Here is a 16869-nt window from a genome sequence, read left to right on the forward strand (position 1 = left end):
CCACCCGGATCGGGTGGCCACCTTCTTCACTGTGGAGCTAAGGAGAATTGAACTCCTGACCTCCTGCATGCCATGCAGGCGCTCTACCAACTGAGCTATAGCCCCTTGTTCTGTTTTCCGCCCGGTTTCCCTGGCGACATCGAGAACATTACACGGTCCCCCCGGCACTCCACCAAATCGATTGCCGTTCTGTACGGACAGGGCCGGTAACGTCCCCTTTCGTGACCGTGAACGTGCTCGCGCACACCGCCGCCCGTCTCACCTCCGCCCGCCGCCCGGTGGCGCTCGCCGCCGCGGCCTGCCTGCTCTCCTTCGGCGCCTTCTGGGCCGCCCAGCGGGCCGCCGGGGTCTCGATGATCGACCTGATGGTCTACCGGGCGGAGGGCGGGGCCGTACGGGCCGGGGCGGACCTGTACGCGATGCGCGCCACGCGCGCGAGGCTGCCCACCACCTACCCGCCGTTCGCCGCGCTGCTGTTCACACCGCTGACGCTGCTCGGCGTGCCCGAGATGCGCACCCTCGCCACGGCCGCGAACCTCGCCCTCCTTGTCGCGCTCGCCCATCTCTCGCTGCGCCTCGCGGGGCGGGAGCGGCCGGGCGCGGCCCTGTGGGCGGCGGCGCTCGCGGTGTGGTGCGAGCCGGTGTGGACGACCCTGCGCTACGGCCAGATCAATCTGCTGCTGGCGGTCGCGGTCCTGTGGGACCTGACCCGGCGCGCCGGCCACCGGGGCGCGGGCGCGGGTATCGGGCTCGCGGCTGCGGTGAAGCTCACACCCGCCCTGTTCGCGATGTTCCTGCTGCTCACCGGTCTCGTACGCGCGCGTGGGGGCTGGAACCCGTGGCTGCGGCAGGCGGCGACGGCGCTGGCCGTGTTCGCCGGGGCGACGCTCACGGCGGCTCTGGTGCTGCCCGCCGACTCGCGCCGCTTCTGGACGTCGGCCGTGTTCGAGACGAGCCGGGTGGGCCACGCCGAGGACACCGCCAACCAGAGCCTGCGCGGGGTGCTGGCCCGGCTGCTGCACACCGCCGACCCGGGGGCCTGGTGGGTGGCCGCCGCGGCCCTCACGGCGGCGCTGGGGCTGTGCGCGGCGGTACGGGCCGAGCTGCGCGGGGAGCGGGCCCGGGCGGCGCTGTGCTGCGCGGCGACGGCGCTCCTGGTGAGCCCGGTCTCCTGGTCGCACCACTGGGTGTGGTGTGTGCCGGGACTGGTCCTGCTGGGGGCGGACCGGATGGGCGGGGCCGTGGTGGCGCTGGTCTTCGGCTCGTACGCCCTGTGGTGGGTGCCTCACGGGGCGGGCCGCCCCGAACTCGCCCAGAGCGCGCCGCAGATGGCGCTGTCGGCCCTCTATCCGCTGGCCGGGGCCGCCTTTGTGGCGGCGGTGGCGCTGGGCCCGCGACGCGGGACGCGGCCCGGGCGGCGGCGGACCCGTCGGCCTCTCGGGCCGGGGGTGGCGGACGGGAGGCCCGTCAGGCCGTCGCGAACGAGTAGAACCTCTTGAGGGTGCAGTGCGCCTCCAGGAGGCGGCCGTAGATCGGCTCTCCCTCCAGCTCCCGGTAGGTCTCGATGGGGTCGCCTTTTATGATCAGCGCCCGTGCGCACTCCTCGCACCAGTACTGGTAGTCGGCGTTGACCGGTTCCATGTCCCGGACGATCGGCGTACCGCTGCCGCACCAGTCGCACTTCCGCCTGTGTGCACCCATCTCAGCTCCAGCTGTGGCCGCAGGCCGTGCACACGTAGGAGACTCCCCCGCTGTCGCCGAGCATCTGCGCGACACGGGAGGAACCGCAGGAAGGGCAGCTGATCCGGGTCGCTGTCCGCGGCGCACCGGGCAGGTCCGGGACGCCGTCGCGGCTCGCAGGCATCGCGGTCTCCCTCCCGTTCGGTCCGTCGTCCCCCTCCGGCCGTCACGATTCTGCCATGGTCGCGCAAGAGGGTCAGCGACGTCGTGATACGAGACCCGTCAGCGCTCCCACCAGTGCCGCCGCGGACAGCGCCAGAGAGCACGCCCACAGCGCGTCGGCGGAGCCGTGCGCCCCCGCCGTGAGCCGGTTCAGGAAGAGCGTCCCGAAGGCGGCGACGCCGATCAGCTGGCCGAGCTGGTTGACGGTGGCGAGCAGCCCGCTGGCGTCCGAGGCGTCCTCGGGCCGCACGCCCGCGAGCGCGCCCGCGAAGGTGGGGCTGAAAGCCAGCGCAAGACCGGCGCCCACGCCCGCGTACGCCAGGTAGATGACGGGTCCGCCCGTACCGCCGTCGCGCTGGAGCGCTCCGGTGGCCAGCGCGGACAGCGCGGTCAGCGCGAACCCGCCCGGCACCAGGGCGCGTTGCGCACGCGCCGGCCAGCGCCGCCAGGTCAGCCCGACCGTACCGAAGACCACGGCGGTCGGCGCGAAGGTCAGCCCCGCGCGCAGCGCGCTGTAGCCGAGGCCGCCCTGGATGTGCAGGGTGAGGGTGAACAGGAAGCCCGCGTTGATGGCCATCACCACGGCGATCCGGACGACCGCCAGGCCCATGCCGGGCAGCCGCAGCACCCTCGGCGCGATCAGCGGCGCGCCACCGCGCCGGGCAAGGCGCGACTCGTACGCCCAGAACGCGGCGAACAGCAGCCCGCTCGACGCCAGTGACAGCCAGGCCCACAGCGGCCAGTCCTCCTCCTGGCCGAGCACCAGGGGCACCGTGAGGAGCGAGACGGAGGAGCCGAGCAGCACCAGGCCGGGCAGGTCGAGGTCGCGCACCCAGCGGGCCGCGCCCCGGTGCTCGTGCCGCTCCCCGGGCAGATGGCGCATGCCGAGCACCAGCAGGGCGAGCCCGAGCGGCACGTTGACCAGGAACACCGGCCGCCAGCTGGTGCCGAAGAGGTCGGCGCTGACCAGGATGCCGCCCAGCACCTGTCCGGCGGCGGCGCCAGTGGCGAGCACGGCGGAGTAGACCCCGAGGGCGCGCACGCGTGCCTCGCCGGTGAAGTTGCGCTGGATGAGGCTGAGCACCTGCGGGATCATCAGCGCCGACCCGGCGCCCTGCACCAGCCGGAAGGCGATCAGCTGGCCGGCCGTCCCGGCCAGGCCGCAGGCGAGGGAGGCGGCGGTGAAGACGGCGAGGCCGGCCAGGTAGAGCCGCCGGTGCCCGAGCAGGTCGCCCAGGCGCGCCCCGGTGATCAGCAGCACCGCGTACGCGATGGTGTAACCCGCGACGACCAGCTGCAACGCGGCGCCGGAGGCGTGCAGTTCGGTGCGGATCGTGGGGGCGGCGACGTTGACGATGAAGACGTCGAGGAGTGCCATGAACTGCGCCGCGAGCACGATCGCGAGCAGCAGCGTGGGCCGGTTGTCAGTGGCACGGTCTTTACTGAGTAAGGGACTTGGGCCCGTGGAGAGCGCGGTGGTCATGGCAGCCAGCCTGGACCCGTACGGATACGGGTAACGAGAGCCCGCTGATGCTGGTACTGACAGCACCTGGCAGCGGCGGGCGACGGAATCGACGATGGGGGACGTGACCATAGTGAGCGCACCGAGCGGACGCCGCAGACCGGAACTCGCCTCGTTCCTGCGCAGCAGACGCGCGCGGGTCACACCGGCCGACGTCGGCATGCCGCCGGGTCTGCGGCGGCGCACTCCCGGGCTGCGCCGGGAGGAGGTCGCCCAGCTCTCCGGGGTCGGCGTGACCTGGTACACGTGGCTGGAGCAGGGCCGCCCGATCAACGCCTCGCCGCAGGTCCTGGACGCGGTGGCGCGCACCCTGCGCCTGGACGAGCCGGAGCGCGAGCACCTGTACCACCTGGCGGACGTGCCCTGCGAGCCCGACCGGGAGGCCCTGCCGGCGGAGGTGGGTCCGGAGATCCAGGGAATCCTCGACGCCCTGGACCCGCATCCGGCGGTGGTCTACAACGGGCGCTACGACATCCTGGCGACCAACCCCGCCTACCGGGACCTGTTCGACATCCCGGAGATCCGGTCGATGGGCGTGCGCAACGTGCTGTGGGCGCTGTTCACGGTGCCGGAGCCCGCCTGCCCGGTGATGTTCCGGGAGAAGGAGCTGCCGGTGATGGTGGCGACCCTGCGCTCGGAGTACGGCCGCCATGCCGGGGAGCCCGCCTGGGAGACGTTCATCGCCAGGCTCTCCGAGGCGAGCCCCTACTTCGCCCGGCTGTGGCGCAACGGCGACGTGGTACCGCCCGGGCCGAGGGTGAAGACGTTCCGGCACCCGGCGGTCGGTGAGATACGGATGACGTCGGTGTCGCTGTCCATCAACGGGATGCCGGAGTGCCGGATCGTGACGTACACCCCGAACGACGAGGAGAGCGGCGCGCGCACGGCGGCGCTGCGGGAGATGCGGGAGAAGATCTGGACGTGAGGCGGCCGCGCGGGCACGGGGCTGGGCGGCCGCCTCACTCCCGCCGCCGCCCGGCCCGCGCCGGGGCCGCGCGCGACACCGCCCGCAAACGCGAGATCCCGCCCGGTCGCATCGACCGGACGGGATCCCGTACCTGTGGAGCTAAGGAGAATTGAACTCCTGACCTCCTGCATGCCATGCAGGCGCTCTACCAACTGAGCTATAGCCCCGCTGTTCGCTTTGTTTCCCGCGTTTCCGCGCCGCGAACAAGAAGAACTTTAGCCTGTGACCTGCCGGAAAGTGAAATCCGGTGGTCGCACCGCCCGGGCGGGCACTCCGCGCGCCCCGGCGGCGGCCCCGTGGGGGGCCGGGCGGCCGCCTCAGTCGTCGTCGCCGAGGACCGGCTCGGGGAGCGTCCCGGCGTTGTGCTCCAGCAGGCGCCAGCCGCGGGCGCCCTCGCCGAGGACGGACCAGCAGCAGTTGGAGAGCCCGCCCAGGCCCTCCCAGTGGCGCGCCTCCAGGCCGAGGAGGCGGCCGATGGTCGTACGGATCGTCCCGCCATGGCTGACCACGACCAGGGTGCCGTCGTCGGGCAGCTTGTCGGCGTGCGCCAGCACCACCGGGGCGGCCCGGTCGGCCACCTCGGTCTCCAGCTCGCCGCCGCCCCGGCGCACCGGCTCGCCGCGCTTCCACGCCGCGTACTGCTCGCCGTAGCGCTCGACGATCTCCTCGTGGGTCAGGCCCTGCCAGGCGCCCGCGTACGTCTCCCGCAGGGCGGCGTCGTGGGTCACCGGCAGCCCGCAGACGGCGGCCAGCTCATTGGCGGTCGCCGCGGCCCGGCTGAGGTCGGAGGCGACGATCGCGTCCGGCTTCAGGGCGGCCAGCAGGCGCGCCGCGCGGCGCGCCTGGCCGAGACCGGCCTCGGTCAGCTCGATGTCCGTGGAGCCCTGGAAGCGGCGCTCCAGGTTCCACGCGGTCTGGCCGTGCCGCCACAGGACGACCCGGCGGCCCCGGCCCGGCTTCGTGTCGCTGCCGTTCAGCTCAGCTCACCGTCCTCCGTCCCGCCGTGCAGCTGGGCGTGCTCGGCGGCCTTGCCGCGGGTCTTCACCGCGTCCTCGGGAAGGGGCAGCTCGGGGCAGTCCTTCCAGAGCCGCTCCAGGGCGTAGAAGACGCGCTCCTCGCTGTGCTGGACGTGCACGACGATGTCCACGTAGTCCAGCAGGATCCAGCGGGCGTCGCGGTCGCCCTCACGGCGCACCGGCTTGGCGCCGAGCTCCTTGTTCAGGCGCTCCTCGACCTCCTCCGCGATGGACTTGACCTGGCGGTCGTTGGGGGCGGAGGCGAGCAGGAAGGCGTCGGTGATCGACAGCACATCGCTGACGTCGTACGCGATGATGTCGTGCGCGAGCCGGTCGGCGGCCGCCTGGGCGGCGGCGGTGATGAGCTCGATGGAACGGTCCGTGGCGGTCACAAGCTGGCTTTCGTCGGCGGTCAGATCGATTCAGATCGTCATCCAGGATCTCACGGACCGCCGACAGCCCCGAAAGGATTACTTGACCTTGTAGTCCTTGCCCAGCACCACGGTGACGTCCGCGTTCGCCGCGGCCTTGCCCTGCCTGACCGCTCCGGCCGGCAGCCCCAGCGTCTTGGCCACCTCCTCGGCCTTCGCCTTCTGGGCCGCGTCACCGTAGGTGACCGAGGACGACGACGCCGTGCTCGCGCTGCCCGCGTCGATGACGGCGTAGCCGCCGTTGACCAGGTCGACCCGGGCCTTGTCGGCCGCCTTGGGGTTGCCGCTGGCGTTGCTGACGCCGATGCGTACGGCCGCGCCCTTGTCGGGCGCCGTGACCGAGCCGCCCAGGATGTCCTTGACCACGCTGTCGCCGGCCTGCGCGCTGAGCGTGCCGTCCGGCTGGACCGGCAGCAGCGCCGTCTTGTAGGCGCCTACCTTGGCGTGCTCGGCGAGCTTGGCCAGCGCGGCGCCGAGGTCGGCCTCCGGCAGCGAGGGGTCCAGGATCTGCGCCAGCGTCTGCACGGTGATCGTCGCGGCCTTGGGGTCGTCCGAGATCTTGCGCAGCACCCCGTACATCACCTGCCCGAACCGCTGCAGCTGCTTGGCCTCCGCCTCACCCGGACCCTTGTACGTGGCGTACGCCACGGCCATCTGCCCGGTCAGCGTCTGGTCCTCGCCCTTCTTCACCACGGGGGCGGCGCCCGCCTTGGCGCCGGGTACGTCGGCATCCGTACTGATGTCGATGTTTCCGACCAGGTCGACCAGGTTCTCCAGGAAGGGCGTGTCCAGCCGCCAGGTTCCGGTGATCTTGGTGCCGAGCAGGTTGCCGAGCGCCTCCCGGGTCCCCTGCGAGCCGTCTCCGTCGACGGACTTGCCGAGCGTGGCGCGGGTGCCGTCGTCGTTGGAGACGGCGAGGGTGTTGGGCAGCAGGACGGTGGTGCCCTGCTTGGTGGTCGCGTTGTTGACGAGCAGCGCCGTGGAGGTGCCGCCCTTCTGGGTGTTGTGCAGATGGACGACGATCACGTCGCGCTTCTGCGCCCCGACCGCGACCGCCGGCTTCTTGGAGTCCGAGGACGACGACAGGCCCGGCAGCTTGCCCGCCGACCACAGGTAGCCGACGCCGCCGAGCGCCGCCAGGGCGAGGACGACGACGAGCGCGACCACCCGGTTGCGGCCGCGGCGGCGGGCCTCCTCGCGCCGCTCGCTGCGGCTCTCGGTGAACTTCAGCCAGTCGATGACGTCTTCGGAGTCCTCGTCGGGCTCCTCGATGAACGAGAACTGCTCGGTGCGGTAGTCGCGTTCGTCCTTGCGCTGCTGCGGCAGCACCGGAACCTGCTCGGCCACCGGCTCCGCCTCGGGCTCGGCCTCCCGCACGGGAGCCTGGGCCTGGGTCTGGGCCTGTGTCTGAGCGCCCTGCTGGACCGGGGCCTGCTCGCGGCCCCACTGCTGGGTGCTGTCGTAGCCGTACCCCTGTTGCTGCTGGGGCACGGACGGCTGCGCGGACTGGCCGTACGCGTCGTAGCCGTAGTCGTACGAGGACTGCTGCTGGGCGTACGGGTCGTACCCGTAACCGGCCTGCTGCTGGCCCTGCTGACCCTGGTGGTCCTGCTGAGACTGGTGGGACTGCTGCGGCTGGGCCTGGGCATACGGGTCGTACGAAGCCTGCTGGGGCACCTGCTGGTACACCGGCTGGCCGTACTCGTCATAACCGACAAGCTGCACCTGCGGCGCATAGGGGTCGTACGGGTCCTGTCGGTCGTTCACCGGGTGCCCTTCTCTCACTCGCCGCGGTAGAGCTGGCGCTTGTCGATATAGCGCACCACACCGTCCGGAACCAGATACCAGACCGGGTCGCCCTGCGCGACCCTCGCCCGGCAGTCCGTCGACGAGATGGCCAGGGCGGGCACCTCCACCAGCGACACCCCGCCCTCGGGCAGACCGTCGTCCGTCAGTATGTGGCCGGGCCGGGTCACCCCGATGAAGTGGGCGAGCGAGAACAGCTCGTCCACGTCACGCCAGGTGGTGAGGATCTGCGAGAGCGCGTCGGCGCCGGTGATGAAGAACAGGTCCGCGTCGCTGTTGAGGGCCCGCAGGTCCCGCAGCGTGTCCACGGTGTACGTCGCGCCGCCGCGGTCGATGTCGATCCGGCTCACCGAGAACTGGGGGTTCGACGCGGTCGCGATGACCGTCATCAGATACCGGTCCTCCGGCGCGGAAACGTTCTTGTGGCTCTTCTGCCACGGCTTCCCCGTCGGCACGAACACGACCTCGTCCAGATGGAACTGAGAGGCCACCTCACTGGCGGCCACCAGGTGTCCGTGGTGGATCGGGTCGAACGTTCCGCCCATCACGCCGAGGCGCCGCTTGACCGGACCGGTAGGCACTTCCTGCTCTCCCATGCGTGCAGAGCCTACTGGCCCGGTGGAAACGCCCCGACTCAGCGGTCGCGGTTGAAGCGCGTGGTGATCCACAGCAGGAGCAGCAGCGCGAACAGGGCGCCGCCACCGGTGACGTACGGGCTGAGGCTTTCGTGGTTGCCGCCGTGCTCGGTGCCCTCGGCGAGGGTGACCAGGTGCGTGGCGGCGGTGCTGGTGAGGCTCATCGTCAGCAGGACCTATCCGGGAGTCGGAGCGGAGACTTCGGGCACATCGTATGCGGGCCGCCCGGGCACTCTCACGCCGACTCAGCCGTTCAGTCCTTGACGACGCCCTCCGCGTCGGGGCGCACGCCCCGGCCCGGCTCGCCGTCCGGCCCGGCCGACGCCGCGTCGCCGCCGTCGTTCGAGCGGTAGCCGCGCAGCAGCAGCCAGGCGAGGCCGCCCGCACCGAGGATCGACACCAGCAGCAGGATCCGCAGTACGTTGCCGGGTCCCTGCTGGTCCGAGGCGGCGGCGAGAAGCGTGACGGCATCCGTCATGGCAGGTGTCTCCTTGGTTATCCACAGGCCCCCGCCCCACGGTAGCCCCACCGCCTAGGGTGGATGTCGTCAGGGGGACGAGCCGAGACTCTCCGACAGGGGGAACCATGACCGACGACCACCAGGACGGCATGCCGAGCAGGCAGCGCCGGCGCTTCCCCGGGATCTCCTCCCGGGCCTACGAACACCCCGCGGACCGGTCGGCGCTGGTCGCGCTCCGCAAGCTCAGCGGCTTCGACACGGTCTTCAAGGCGCTCAGCGGGCTGCTGCCCGAGCGCAGCCTGCGCCTGCTGTTCCTCTCCGACTCCGTGCGCGTGAGCGACGCCCAGTTCGCGCACCTCAACTCCATGCTGCGGGACGCCTGTTACATCCTGGACCTGGAGAAGGTCCCCCCGATGTACGTGACACAGGACCCCCGGCCCAACGCGATGTGCATCGGCCTCGACGAGCCGATCATCGTCGTCACCACCGGCCTGGTGGAGCTGCTCGACGAGGAGGAGATGCGCGCGGTCGTCGGCCACGAGGTCGGCCACGCCCTCTCCGGCCATTCGGTCTACCGCACGATCCTGCTCTTCCTCACCAACCTGGCACTGAAGGTCGCCTGGATCCCGCTGGGCAATGTGGCGGTGATGGCGATCGTGACCGCGCTGCGGGAATGGTTCCGCAAGTCGGAGCTCTCCGCCGACCGGGCCGGACTGCTCGTCGGCCAGGACCTCCAGGCGTCGATGCGGGGCCTGATGAAGATAGCCGGCGGCAACCACCTCCACGAGATGAACGTGGACGCGTTCCTGGAGCAGGCCGAGGAGTACGAGGCGGGCGGCGACCTGCGCGACTCCGTCCTGAAGATCCTGAACGTGCTGCCCCGCTCGCACCCGTTCACCACCGTGCGCGCGGCCGAGCTGAAGAAGTGGGCCGCCAGCCGTGACTACCAGCGCCTGATGGACGGTCACTACCCCCGTCGTGAGGAGGACAAGGACACCTCGGTCTCCGACTCGTTCCGCGAGTCCGCTTCCTCGTACGCCGAGACGGTCCGCACGAGCAAGGACCCGCTGATGAAGCTGGTCGGCGACATAGCCGGCGGCACAGCGGACCTGGGCGGCAAGCTGTACGGCAAGTTCACGGGCGCGGGCTCCTCCTCGCGCACCGCGGACCGGCCGAAGGGCCAGCCGCAGGACGGACCGCAGGGTGGCTCGTCCGGCCCGGCGGCGGACGGCGACGGGCCTCGGGACGAGCCGGGGCGGGACGCCTAGGAGGATCCGGTCGGCGCCGGGAAGGCACGCGTGGACGCGCGGAAGGGTCTGCGGTGCCCGGGCTGCGACCGTCTGAGCCCAGGGAGGAGGCGGCGGCGGAGTTACGGCGTCGGCTGGGCGCTGGTGGCGAGGGTGCCGCAGAGAGCGGCGGTGGCGGGACCGGTCGCGTACGGGTCGGTGCCCGCCGGGCCGGTCGCGCTGGTCCGCTCACCCGCGAGCAGCGGCCGCAGCTGCGCGGAGACATCGGCCGAGCAGGCCTGCGGTCCGGCCATCACATAGCTGGTCTGCAGCTCGACCCGGTGCAGCCGCAGGTCGTCGCGGTCGAAGCGGAAGTGCAGCTCACGGCGGACGGTGAAGAGGGAGGCCGGCTTGTCCGGGCCGGCGGCCGCCGGGCGCAGGGCGTACGTGAAGGTGTGGTCGGACGTCACATCCAGGGTGTCCCGGCCGGACTCGGCGTAGTGGAAGGTGCCCTGCACCCGCACCTGGGGGTCGGCCAGCGCCACTTTGGCCGGATCGAAGCGCACCAGCCAGCCGGTGGCGGCGTGGCGGCCGTCGTCGGCCGGGCTGTCGATGCTCTGGTCGAACTGGGCGATCAGCTCCGGGTCGAGCAGCGCCCGCACCTGGTGCACGGACTTGCCGGTCAGGACCTGGGGATCGAGGGAGGACTGGACCAGATACTCCTTGGCGGTGGTGACACCGGCGATGATCTGGCTCTCGGAGAAGTGGGCGGTCCTGCGGACGGCGGGGAGGTTGATGCCGTCGGCGCCGGTGCGGAACTGGGCGGCCGGGCTGTGGTCGAAGAGGCGGGCGACGTCGATACCGGGCACGACGGTCTGGGGGGCCAGGGGTATCACGGTCATCCGCAGCGGCTCGGCGGCGACGCTGCCGCCACCGGGCTGGTAGGGGTGGCGCAGGCCCATGTAGACGGCGGTACCGAAGGCGATGAAGAGGAGGACGACCAGCGCGACTATCTGCTTGGTGAAGGGCCGGAAGGACCAGCTGGAACGGCTGCGGACCGCACGCGCGTGCTCACGCATCCGCTCCTGGGCGGAGAACTCCTGGAGGCGGGCAGCACGAACGAACGATTCGTCGAAGACGACGGATCGGTACTCGTCCTCACCTCCGCCGGGGAGGCCCTCCGGTGTCCCCTCGGGTGGCTCTCCACGCCCTGCCATACCTTCAGGGTAGGTCGCGGGAGGGGCCGATAAACGCGCTGCTACGCGACAAGTTCTGACGAGTTCCCACGCGGTTGTGCAGGGCGGGGTCAGAGCATGGTCAGAATCCGGTCAGGGGGGCGGGGGCGGGGTGGGGTGGGGGCGGGGGGGGAGGCCCCCCACCCCCCTCAAGGCCTCCGAGGCACGGCTGCCACCGCCGGCGGTGAATAGTCCGCCGAGGCGGTGGGGCCGACCGTGGCTGGCACGGGTAGCCCGGACTTGTCCACGTTGCTGGTGGCCGGGGGCGGGGCGGGGTCGTCGCGGCTGCCGGAGGCGCCTCGGTAGACGGCTGCGAAGGCCAGGGTGACCATGCCGATGCCCATGATCAGGGCGAGCAGCCAGGCGACGGGGCGGTGCCAGCGGGCCCGGCCGCGGTAGGGGCGCAGGGCGCCGCCGTGCGGGCCGTAGGGGCCGGTCTCGGCGCCGCCGGGGAGGGTGGAGCCGTAGGCGTCGGGGTCGCGGGCGGGGTAGGGGAAGTCGTCGTCGGCTCCGGCGCCCGCGCGGGCTCTGGCCGCTTCGGCTTCGGCGCGGGCCTGGGCGGCGGCCAACAGCCGCTCCACCGCGCTCGGTTCGTGGATCTCGGCGGCTCGTACGAAGTCCTCGTCGAAGACCACGGAGGCGAATGGGTCGTCCGCGCCCCCGCGGTCGTCGTCGGGCTCCCAGCCGTCCGGGAACGGCCTGCCCCCCACGTCGTCCGGCACGGATTCAGCCTAGCCCCGGCGCGGCCGTTTTGGGCAGGGAGTGTCCGAACTCTCCCCCTCGGGTGACGCCTCAGGGCATGCCTCGGGCGGCCTTCGGAGGAGCGCGGTGGAGGTCCCGGTCACCGCACGTGGCCGTCGCCGGTGACGATGTATTTGGTGGAGGTGAGCTCCGGCAGGCCCATCGGGCCCCGGGCGTGGAGCTTCTGGGTGGAGATGCCGATCTCGGCGCCGAAGCCGAACTGGCCGCCGTCGGTGAAGCGGGTGGAGGCGTTCACGGCGACGGTGGTGGAGTCGACCAACTGGGTGAAGCGGCGGGCGGCGGCCTGGGAGGTGGTGACGATCGCCTCGGTGTGGCCGGAGGTCCAGCGCCGGATGTGGGTGACGGCCGCGTCGAGGGAGTCGACGACGGCCGCGGCGATGTCGTAGGAGAGGTATTCGGTCTCCCAGTCCTCGGCGGTGGCCGCGACGACGGTCGCCTTGGTGGCGTCGGCGTAGCTCTGGACGCGTGCGTCGCCGTGGACGGTGACGCCGGATTCGGCGAGGGCGTCGAGGGCGCGGGGCAGGAAGGCGTCGGCGATGTCCTGGTGGACGAGGAGGGTCTCGGCGGCGTTGCAGACGGAGGGCCGGGAGGCCTTGGAGTTGATCAGGATCTCCACGGCCATGTCGAGGTCGGCCTGGGCGTCGACGTAGACGTGGCAGTTGCCGGTGCCGGTCTCGATGACGGGGACGGTGGATTCCTCGACGACGGTGCGGATGAGGGAGGCGCCGCCGCGCGGGATGAGGACGTCGACGAGGCCTCGGGCGCGCATCAACTCGCGTACGGAGTCGCGGGATTCACCGGGGACGAGCTGGATGGCGTCGGCGGGCAGTCCGGCGCCGCCGACGGCGTCGCGCAGGACGCGGACGAGGGCGGTGTTGGATTCGTACGCGGAGGAGGAGCCGCGCAGCAGGACGGCGTTGCCGGACTTGAGGCAGAGGGCGGCGGCGTCGACGGTGACGTTGGGCCGGGCTTCGTAGATGATGCCGACCACGCCGAGGGGTACGCGGACCTGGCGCAGGTCGATGCCGTTGGGGAGGGTGGAGCCGCGGACGACTTCGCCGACGGGGTCGGGGAGGGCGGCGACGTCGCGTACGTCGGAGGCGATGGCGCGGACGCGTTCCGGGGTGAGGGTGAGACGGTCGATGACGGTCTCGCTGGTCCCGGCCTCGCGGGCTTTGGCGATGTCGACGGCGTTGGCCTCGACGATCTCCTTGGTCCGCACTTCGAGGGCGTCGGCGATGGCCAGGAGCGCGTCGTCCTTGGCCGCGCGCGGCAATGGCGCGATTTCGGCGGCGGCCGTGCGGGCCCGGTGGGCGGCCTGGGTGACCGGGGACTGGTTGTCGTTGGGGGAGAACGCGCTCATGTCGGAAGGGTAGTGCGCCGGGCGGGCGCGTTCCGCATGGATTCCACTCTCCGAGACGGCGTTCTCACGGTCCGGCGGATCCGACGGAGCCGCGCGGTCCTGGCTGTCCGCGCGGGACTGTGGGCCCGGACGGGCCAGTCGGTCCGGGCGATCCGGTGGCGCCGCTCGGTCGGTCGGCCCCGCGCCCCGTGGAGCCCGAGCCCCCGGAACCGGCCCCTCCAGGCCGCCCGGCCCGTCCAGGCCGTCCGGGCCACCTCGGCCATCCAGGCCCTCCAGGCCCTCCAGGCCGTCCGGGCCACCCAGGCCATCCAGGCCGTCTAGGCCGCCCAGGCCCTGCCGACCGCCCGGCCCATCCAGACCCTCCACGCCCTCGACGCCCCCCAAGCCCTCCCGGCCACACCTGCTGGCCCCCGGGCCCCCCTCCGCAGCTCCCTCAAACGCGACCGCGTCAAACGCGACCGCGTCAAAAGGGATGGACGCCGACGGGTGCGGCCGGTGGTGGTCCGTAGCCTTCGGCGAGGCGCTGGTGGTAGGTCTCGCGGTCGATGACTTCGAGGCCGACGATCTCCCAGGGCGGGAGTTTCGCGGTGGAGCGGTGTTCGCCCCACAGCCGCAGGGCGACGGCGGCGGCGTCGTGCAGGTCGCGGGCTTCTTCCCAGTAGCGGATCTCGGCGTGGTCGCCTGCGTATCTGCTGGTGAGTAAGAAGGGGTGGTCATGGGCGAGCTGTTCGAGGCCGCGCCGGACTTCTTTGAGCGGGGCCTCGGCGCCGGAGACGCTGAGGGTGATGTGCCAGAGCCTGGGGGTGTCCCCGGGCTTCTCCCGCTCTTCGGTCTGCGCTACGTCGGTTCCCGTGCCCACGCTGGTCAGGGTCCGCCCGTCCTCCCCCACGGCCCTGCGGGCGTGGGTTCCCCCAACTCGGGGCGCCGCCCCCGGGCGCGCTCGTCTCACCGGCGGCCTCCTGTGATGCTGTGATGCGGTGTCGTACCCCCCGCGGGGTCACCCCCGCGAGTACCCCGAAACAAAGTTGACCAGTCCGGGCAGGGTCGCGGGGTGGTTTTCGTGAAGGTGTCGGTCCGAAGGCCGGACTTTCAGCCGTTTCAGGGGTTCAGGACGACCAGATCGTCCCTGTGTACGACTTCGCGCTCGTATTCGGGTCCGAGTTCGCGGGCGAGTTCGCGGGTGGAGCGGCCGAGGAGCTGGGGGATCTCCTTGGCGTCGAAGTTGACGAGGCCGCGGGCGACGGCGCGGCCGTTGGTGTCGCGCAGTTCGACGGGGTCCCCGGCGCTGAACTCGCCTTCCACGGCGGCGATTCCGGCGGGCAGCAGGGAGGAGTGGCGTTCGACGACGGCGGTGACGGCTCCGTCGTCGAGGACGAGGTGGCCCTGGGGGGTGGAGGCGTGGGCGAGCCACAGGAGGCGGTCGGCGGAGCGGCGGCCGGTGGGGTGGAAGTAGGTGCCGGTGTCGCGTCCGGCGAGGGCGTCGGCGGCGTGGCTGGCGGAGGTGAGGACGACGGGGACGCCCGCGGCGGCGGCGATGCGGGCGGCTTCGACCTTGGTGACCATGCCGCCGGTGCCGACGCCTGCCTTGCCGGCGCTGCCGATCGTCACGTGGGCGATGTCGTCGGGGCCGCGGACCTCGTCGATGCGGGTGGTGCCGGGCTGGGCGGGGTCGCCGTCGTAGAGGCCGTCGACGTCGGAGAGCAGGACGAGGAGGTCGGCGCGGACGAGGTGGGCGACGAGGGCGGCGAGGCGGTCGTTGTCGCCGAAGCGGATCTCGTCGGTGGCGACGGTGTCGTTCTCGTTGACGACCGGCAGGGCGCCCATGGCGAGGAGCTGGTCGAGGGTGCGGTAGGCGTTGCGGTAGTGGGCGCGGCGGCTGGTGTCGTCGCTGGTCAGGAGGACTTGTCCGACGCGTACGCCGTAGCGGGCGAAGGAGGCGGTGTAGCGGGCGACGAGGAGGCCTTGGCCGACGCTGGCGGCGGCCTGCTGGCGGGCGAGGTCGGTGGGGCGGCGGCGCAGGCCGAGGGGGGCGAGTCCGGCGGCGATGGCGCCGGAGGAGACCAGCACTATTTCCTTCTCGCCGCCGCTGCGGGCTTTGGCGAGGACGTCGACGAGGGCGTCGACGCGGTCGGCGTCGAGGCCGCCGGAGGCGGTGGTGAGGGAGGACGAGCCCACCTTGACGACGATCCTGCGGGCCTGGGTCACGTACTGCCTTGCCACTGTCACACCGGGGAATCTATGCCAGGCGGGGGCCTGGGCGCACGGTCGTTTCGAGCGTTGGACGCGCCTCCGCCCTATGGGGCGGGGCCTGTGGGATCCGGGCGGCGGGGCCGTCCGGGGGGGGCCGGAAGGGGGCGGCCGTCCGGGAGGGGGCGGCCGTCCCGGGGCCCGCCCGGCCGCGCGTAGAGGCACACGCGGCCGGCCGGCCCGGAACCGTCTCAGTCCCGCGGGTGGCGCAGCTGCCAGCCTGCCCAGGCGGAGGTGATCATGGCGCGGATGTCGTGGCGGGCGCTCCAGTCGAGTTCCTTGGTGATGAGCTCGGCGGAGGCGACGACGCGGGCGGGGTCGCCGGGGCGGCGGGGGGCGACTTCGGGGGCGGGTTCGGTGATGCCGGTGACGTCGCGGATGATGTCGACCATTTCGGCGACGGAGGCGCCTTCGCCGCGGCCGATGTTGAGGATGAGGGCGGCCGTGGGGTCGGCGGCGAGCCGGCGGGCGGCGGCGAGGTGGGCGGTGGCGATGTCCTCGACGTGGATGTAGTCGCGTACGCAGGTGCCGTCGGGGGTGGCGTAGTCGTCGCCGAAGATCAGCGGGGCTTTGCCCTCGGTGAGGCGCTCGAAGACCATCGGGACGAGGTTGAAGATCCCGGGGTCGCCGAGTTCGGGGCTGGCGGCGCCCGCGACGTTGAAGTAGCGCAGGGAAGCGGTGGCCATGCCGTGGGCCTTGCCGACGGCGCTGACGAGCCACTCGCCGGCGAGCTTGGTCTCGCCGTAGGGGCTCATGGGCAGGCATGCGGTCTGCTCGGTGACGAGGTCGACGTCGGGCATGCCGTAGACGGCGGCGGAGGAGGAGAACAGGAAGCGGCGTACGCCGGCTTCGGCGGCGGCTTCCAGGACGGTCCGCAGGCCTTCGACGTTCTCGCGGTAGTAGTGCAGGGGGCGTTCGACGGATTCGCCGACCTGCTTCTTGGCGGCGATGTGGATGACGCCGTCGACGTCGTTCTCGCGCAGGACGCGGTCGAGGACGTCGCGGTCGAGGACGGTGCCGCGCTCCAGGCGGACGCCTTCGGGGAGCCGGGCGGGGTCGCCGGTGCTGAGGTCGTCGAGGACGACGACCTGCTCGCCGCTGTCGACGAGGGCCTTCACCACGTGGGATCCGATGTAGCCGGCACCGCCTGTGATCATCCAAGTCATGCGGACAGTCTAGGAGGCGTCCGGGGGCCGTCGGCGGGGCCGGGCGCCGGTACTCCTGTGACTTTTCGTACGAAGGTGAGAGCGCGGTAAGGAACGTGCGGGGGTGTGGGGGCGCGAAGGGCCGCGGGGTG

At 72.1% G+C, this 16869-nt stretch carries 18 protein-coding genes and 2 tRNA genes; 4 read left to right on the plus strand and 16 right to left on the minus strand.

Annotation, left to right across the window (positions count from 1 at the left end; translation table 11 throughout):
• Positions 1–32: 32 nt before the first annotated feature.
• Positions 33–105, minus strand: a tRNA-Ala gene (locus tag ABD236_RS09455).
• 116 nt (positions 106–221) lie between these two features.
• Between ABD236_RS09455 and ABD236_RS09460 the strand changes: the two genes are divergently transcribed.
• Positions 222–1499, plus strand: coding sequence for a glycosyltransferase 87 family protein (locus ABD236_RS09460; RefSeq protein WP_344072371.1), 1278 nt, complete (start codon positions 222–224; stop codon positions 1497–1499).
• Here the strand turns inward: ABD236_RS09460 and ABD236_RS09465 are convergent.
• Together ABD236_RS09465 and ABD236_RS09470 are read right to left on the minus strand one after the other, a co-directional pair.
• On the minus strand, positions 1468–1701 hold the full coding sequence (locus ABD236_RS09465; RefSeq protein WP_067158879.1) for a hypothetical protein: 234 nt from the start codon (positions 1699–1701) through the stop codon (positions 1468–1470). The two genes, ABD236_RS09460 and ABD236_RS09465, sit on opposite strands and share 32 nt — an antisense overlap.
• A 235-nt stretch (positions 1702–1936) precedes the next feature.
• The gene (locus tag ABD236_RS09470) at positions 1937–3298 is read right to left on the minus strand and encodes an MFS transporter (protein ID WP_344072564.1); all 1362 of its coding nucleotides are present in this window, start codon (positions 3296–3298) and stop codon (positions 1937–1939) included.
• Between the two features lie 181 nt (positions 3299–3479).
• Between ABD236_RS09470 and ABD236_RS09475 the strand changes: the two genes are divergently transcribed.
• Positions 3480–4349 (plus strand): helix-turn-helix transcriptional regulator, encoded by an 870-nt coding sequence (locus tag ABD236_RS09475; RefSeq protein WP_344072375.1) that lies wholly within the window; start codon positions 3480–3482, stop codon positions 4347–4349.
• A 136-nt stretch (positions 4350–4485) separates the two neighbouring features.
• Here ABD236_RS09475 and ABD236_RS09480 read toward each other — a convergent pair.
• The 7 genes from ABD236_RS09480 to ABD236_RS09510 form a co-directional block, all read right to left on the minus strand.
• Positions 4486–4558, minus strand: a tRNA-Ala gene (locus ABD236_RS09480).
• A 150-nt stretch (positions 4559–4708) separates the two neighbouring features.
• A complete protein-coding gene (locus tag ABD236_RS09485; RefSeq protein ID WP_344072566.1) occupies positions 4709–5368 on the minus strand; it encodes a histidine phosphatase family protein in 660 nt (219 codons plus the stop codon).
• On the minus strand, positions 5365–5799 hold the full coding sequence (rsfS, locus tag ABD236_RS09490; protein ID WP_067158886.1) for a ribosome silencing factor: 435 nt from the start codon (positions 5797–5799) through the stop codon (positions 5365–5367). The genes ABD236_RS09485 and rsfS overlap by 4 nt, the downstream gene beginning before the upstream one ends.
• A gap of 78 nt (positions 5800–5877) precedes the next feature.
• Positions 5878–7605 carry an LCP family protein gene (locus tag ABD236_RS09495; protein WP_344072377.1) on the minus strand — a complete coding sequence of 576 codons (1728 nt, stop codon included), beginning with the start codon at positions 7603–7605 and terminating at the stop codon, positions 5878–5880.
• 14 nt (positions 7606–7619) lie between these two features.
• A complete protein-coding gene (gene nadD, locus ABD236_RS09500; RefSeq protein ID WP_344072379.1) occupies positions 7620–8240 on the minus strand; it encodes a nicotinate-nucleotide adenylyltransferase in 621 nt (206 codons plus the stop codon).
• A 38-nt stretch (positions 8241–8278) separates the two neighbouring features.
• Entirely contained in the window at positions 8279–8443 is a 165-nt protein-coding gene (locus ABD236_RS09505) for a hypothetical protein (protein ID WP_180357169.1), read from the minus strand.
• An 89-nt stretch (positions 8444–8532) separates the two neighbouring features.
• Positions 8533–8757 carry a hypothetical protein gene (locus ABD236_RS09510; protein ID WP_344072577.1) on the minus strand — a complete coding sequence of 75 codons (225 nt, stop codon included), beginning with the start codon at positions 8755–8757 and terminating at the stop codon, positions 8533–8535.
• Between the two features lie 107 nt (positions 8758–8864).
• Between ABD236_RS09510 and ABD236_RS09515 the strand changes: the two genes are divergently transcribed.
• Complete coding sequence (locus ABD236_RS09515) at positions 8865–10007, plus strand: M48 family metallopeptidase (RefSeq protein ID WP_344072381.1); 1143 nt, start codon at positions 8865–8867, stop codon at positions 10005–10007.
• 101 nt (positions 10008–10108) lie between these two features.
• Here ABD236_RS09515 and ABD236_RS09520 read toward each other — a convergent pair whose 3' ends face one another.
• The 3 genes from ABD236_RS09520 to ABD236_RS09530 all read right to left on the minus strand — a co-directional run bounded on the left by ABD236_RS09520 (position 10109) and on the right by ABD236_RS09530 (position 13325).
• Positions 10109–11182, minus strand: coding sequence for an SCO2583 family membrane protein (locus tag ABD236_RS09520; RefSeq protein ID WP_344072382.1), 1074 nt, complete (start codon positions 11180–11182; stop codon positions 10109–10111).
• Positions 11183–11349: 167 nt separating this feature from the next.
• Positions 11350–11922 carry an SCO2584 family spore wall biosynthesis protein gene (locus ABD236_RS09525; RefSeq protein ID WP_344072383.1) on the minus strand — a complete coding sequence of 191 codons (573 nt, stop codon included), beginning with the start codon at positions 11920–11922 and terminating at the stop codon, positions 11350–11352.
• Between the two features lie 119 nt (positions 11923–12041).
• Positions 12042–13325 carry a glutamate-5-semialdehyde dehydrogenase gene (locus tag ABD236_RS09530; protein ID WP_344072385.1) on the minus strand — a complete coding sequence of 428 codons (1284 nt, stop codon included), beginning with the start codon at positions 13323–13325 and terminating at the stop codon, positions 12042–12044.
• Between the two features lie 36 nt (positions 13326–13361).
• Here ABD236_RS09530 and ABD236_RS09535 point away from each other — a divergent pair, with 36 nt between their 5' ends.
• Positions 13362–13646, plus strand: coding sequence for a hypothetical protein (locus ABD236_RS09535; protein ID WP_344072387.1), 285 nt, complete (start codon positions 13362–13364; stop codon positions 13644–13646).
• Between the two features lie 142 nt (positions 13647–13788).
• Here ABD236_RS09535 and ABD236_RS09540 read toward each other — a convergent pair whose 3' ends face one another.
• From ABD236_RS09540 to galE, 3 genes are all read right to left on the minus strand, one after another.
• Complete coding sequence (locus tag ABD236_RS09540) at positions 13789–14274, minus strand: hypothetical protein (RefSeq protein WP_344072389.1); 486 nt, start codon at positions 14272–14274, stop codon at positions 13789–13791.
• 149 nt (positions 14275–14423) lie between these two features.
• On the minus strand, positions 14424–15551 hold the full coding sequence (gene proB / locus ABD236_RS09545; RefSeq protein ID WP_344072391.1) for a glutamate 5-kinase: 1128 nt from the start codon (positions 15549–15551) through the stop codon (positions 14424–14426).
• 212 nt (positions 15552–15763) lie between these two features.
• Positions 15764–16738: a UDP-glucose 4-epimerase GalE gene (gene galE, locus ABD236_RS09550; RefSeq protein ID WP_344072393.1), complete on the minus strand. Its 975-nt coding sequence runs from the start codon at positions 16736–16738 to the stop codon at positions 15764–15766.
• Between the last annotated feature and the right edge of the window lie 131 nt (positions 16739–16869).

It is taken from the genome of Streptomyces crystallinus, assembly GCF_039521265.1.
Classification (GTDB): Bacteria; Actinomycetota; Actinomycetes; order Streptomycetales; family Streptomycetaceae; genus Streptomyces; species Streptomyces crystallinus.

Bases quoted from the DNA above. Each gene is read 5' to 3' on its own strand.
- ABD236_RS09465 (WP_067158879.1), bottom strand. From the start codon at position 1,701: ATGGGTGCACACAGGCGGAAGTGCGACTGGTGCGGCAGCGGTACGCCG.
- ABD236_RS09475 (WP_344072375.1), top strand. From the start codon at position 3,480: ATGGGGGACGTGACCATAGTGAGCGCACCGAGCGGACGCCGCAGACCG.
- nadD (WP_344072379.1), bottom strand. From the start codon at position 8,240: ATGGGAGAGCAGGAAGTGCCTACCGGTCCGGTCAAGCGGCGCCTCGGC.
- ABD236_RS09505 (WP_180357169.1), bottom strand. From the start codon at position 8,443: ATGAGCCTCACCAGCACCGCCGCCACGCACCTGGTCACCCTCGCCGAG.
- ABD236_RS09510 (WP_344072577.1), bottom strand. From the start codon at position 8,757: ATGACGGATGCCGTCACGCTTCTCGCCGCCGCCTCGGACCAGCAGGGA.
- ABD236_RS09515 (WP_344072381.1), top strand. From the start codon at position 8,865: ATGACCGACGACCACCAGGACGGCATGCCGAGCAGGCAGCGCCGGCGC.
- ABD236_RS09520 (WP_344072382.1), bottom strand. From the start codon at position 11,182: ATGGCAGGGCGTGGAGAGCCACCCGAGGGGACACCGGAGGGCCTCCCC.
- ABD236_RS09530 (WP_344072385.1), bottom strand. From the start codon at position 13,325: ATGAGCGCGTTCTCCCCCAACGACAACCAGTCCCCGGTCACCCAGGCC.
- ABD236_RS09535 (WP_344072387.1), top strand. From the start codon at position 13,362: ATGGATTCCACTCTCCGAGACGGCGTTCTCACGGTCCGGCGGATCCGA.
- galE (WP_344072393.1), bottom strand. From the start codon at position 16,738: ATGACTTGGATGATCACAGGCGGTGCCGGCTACATCGGATCCCACGTG.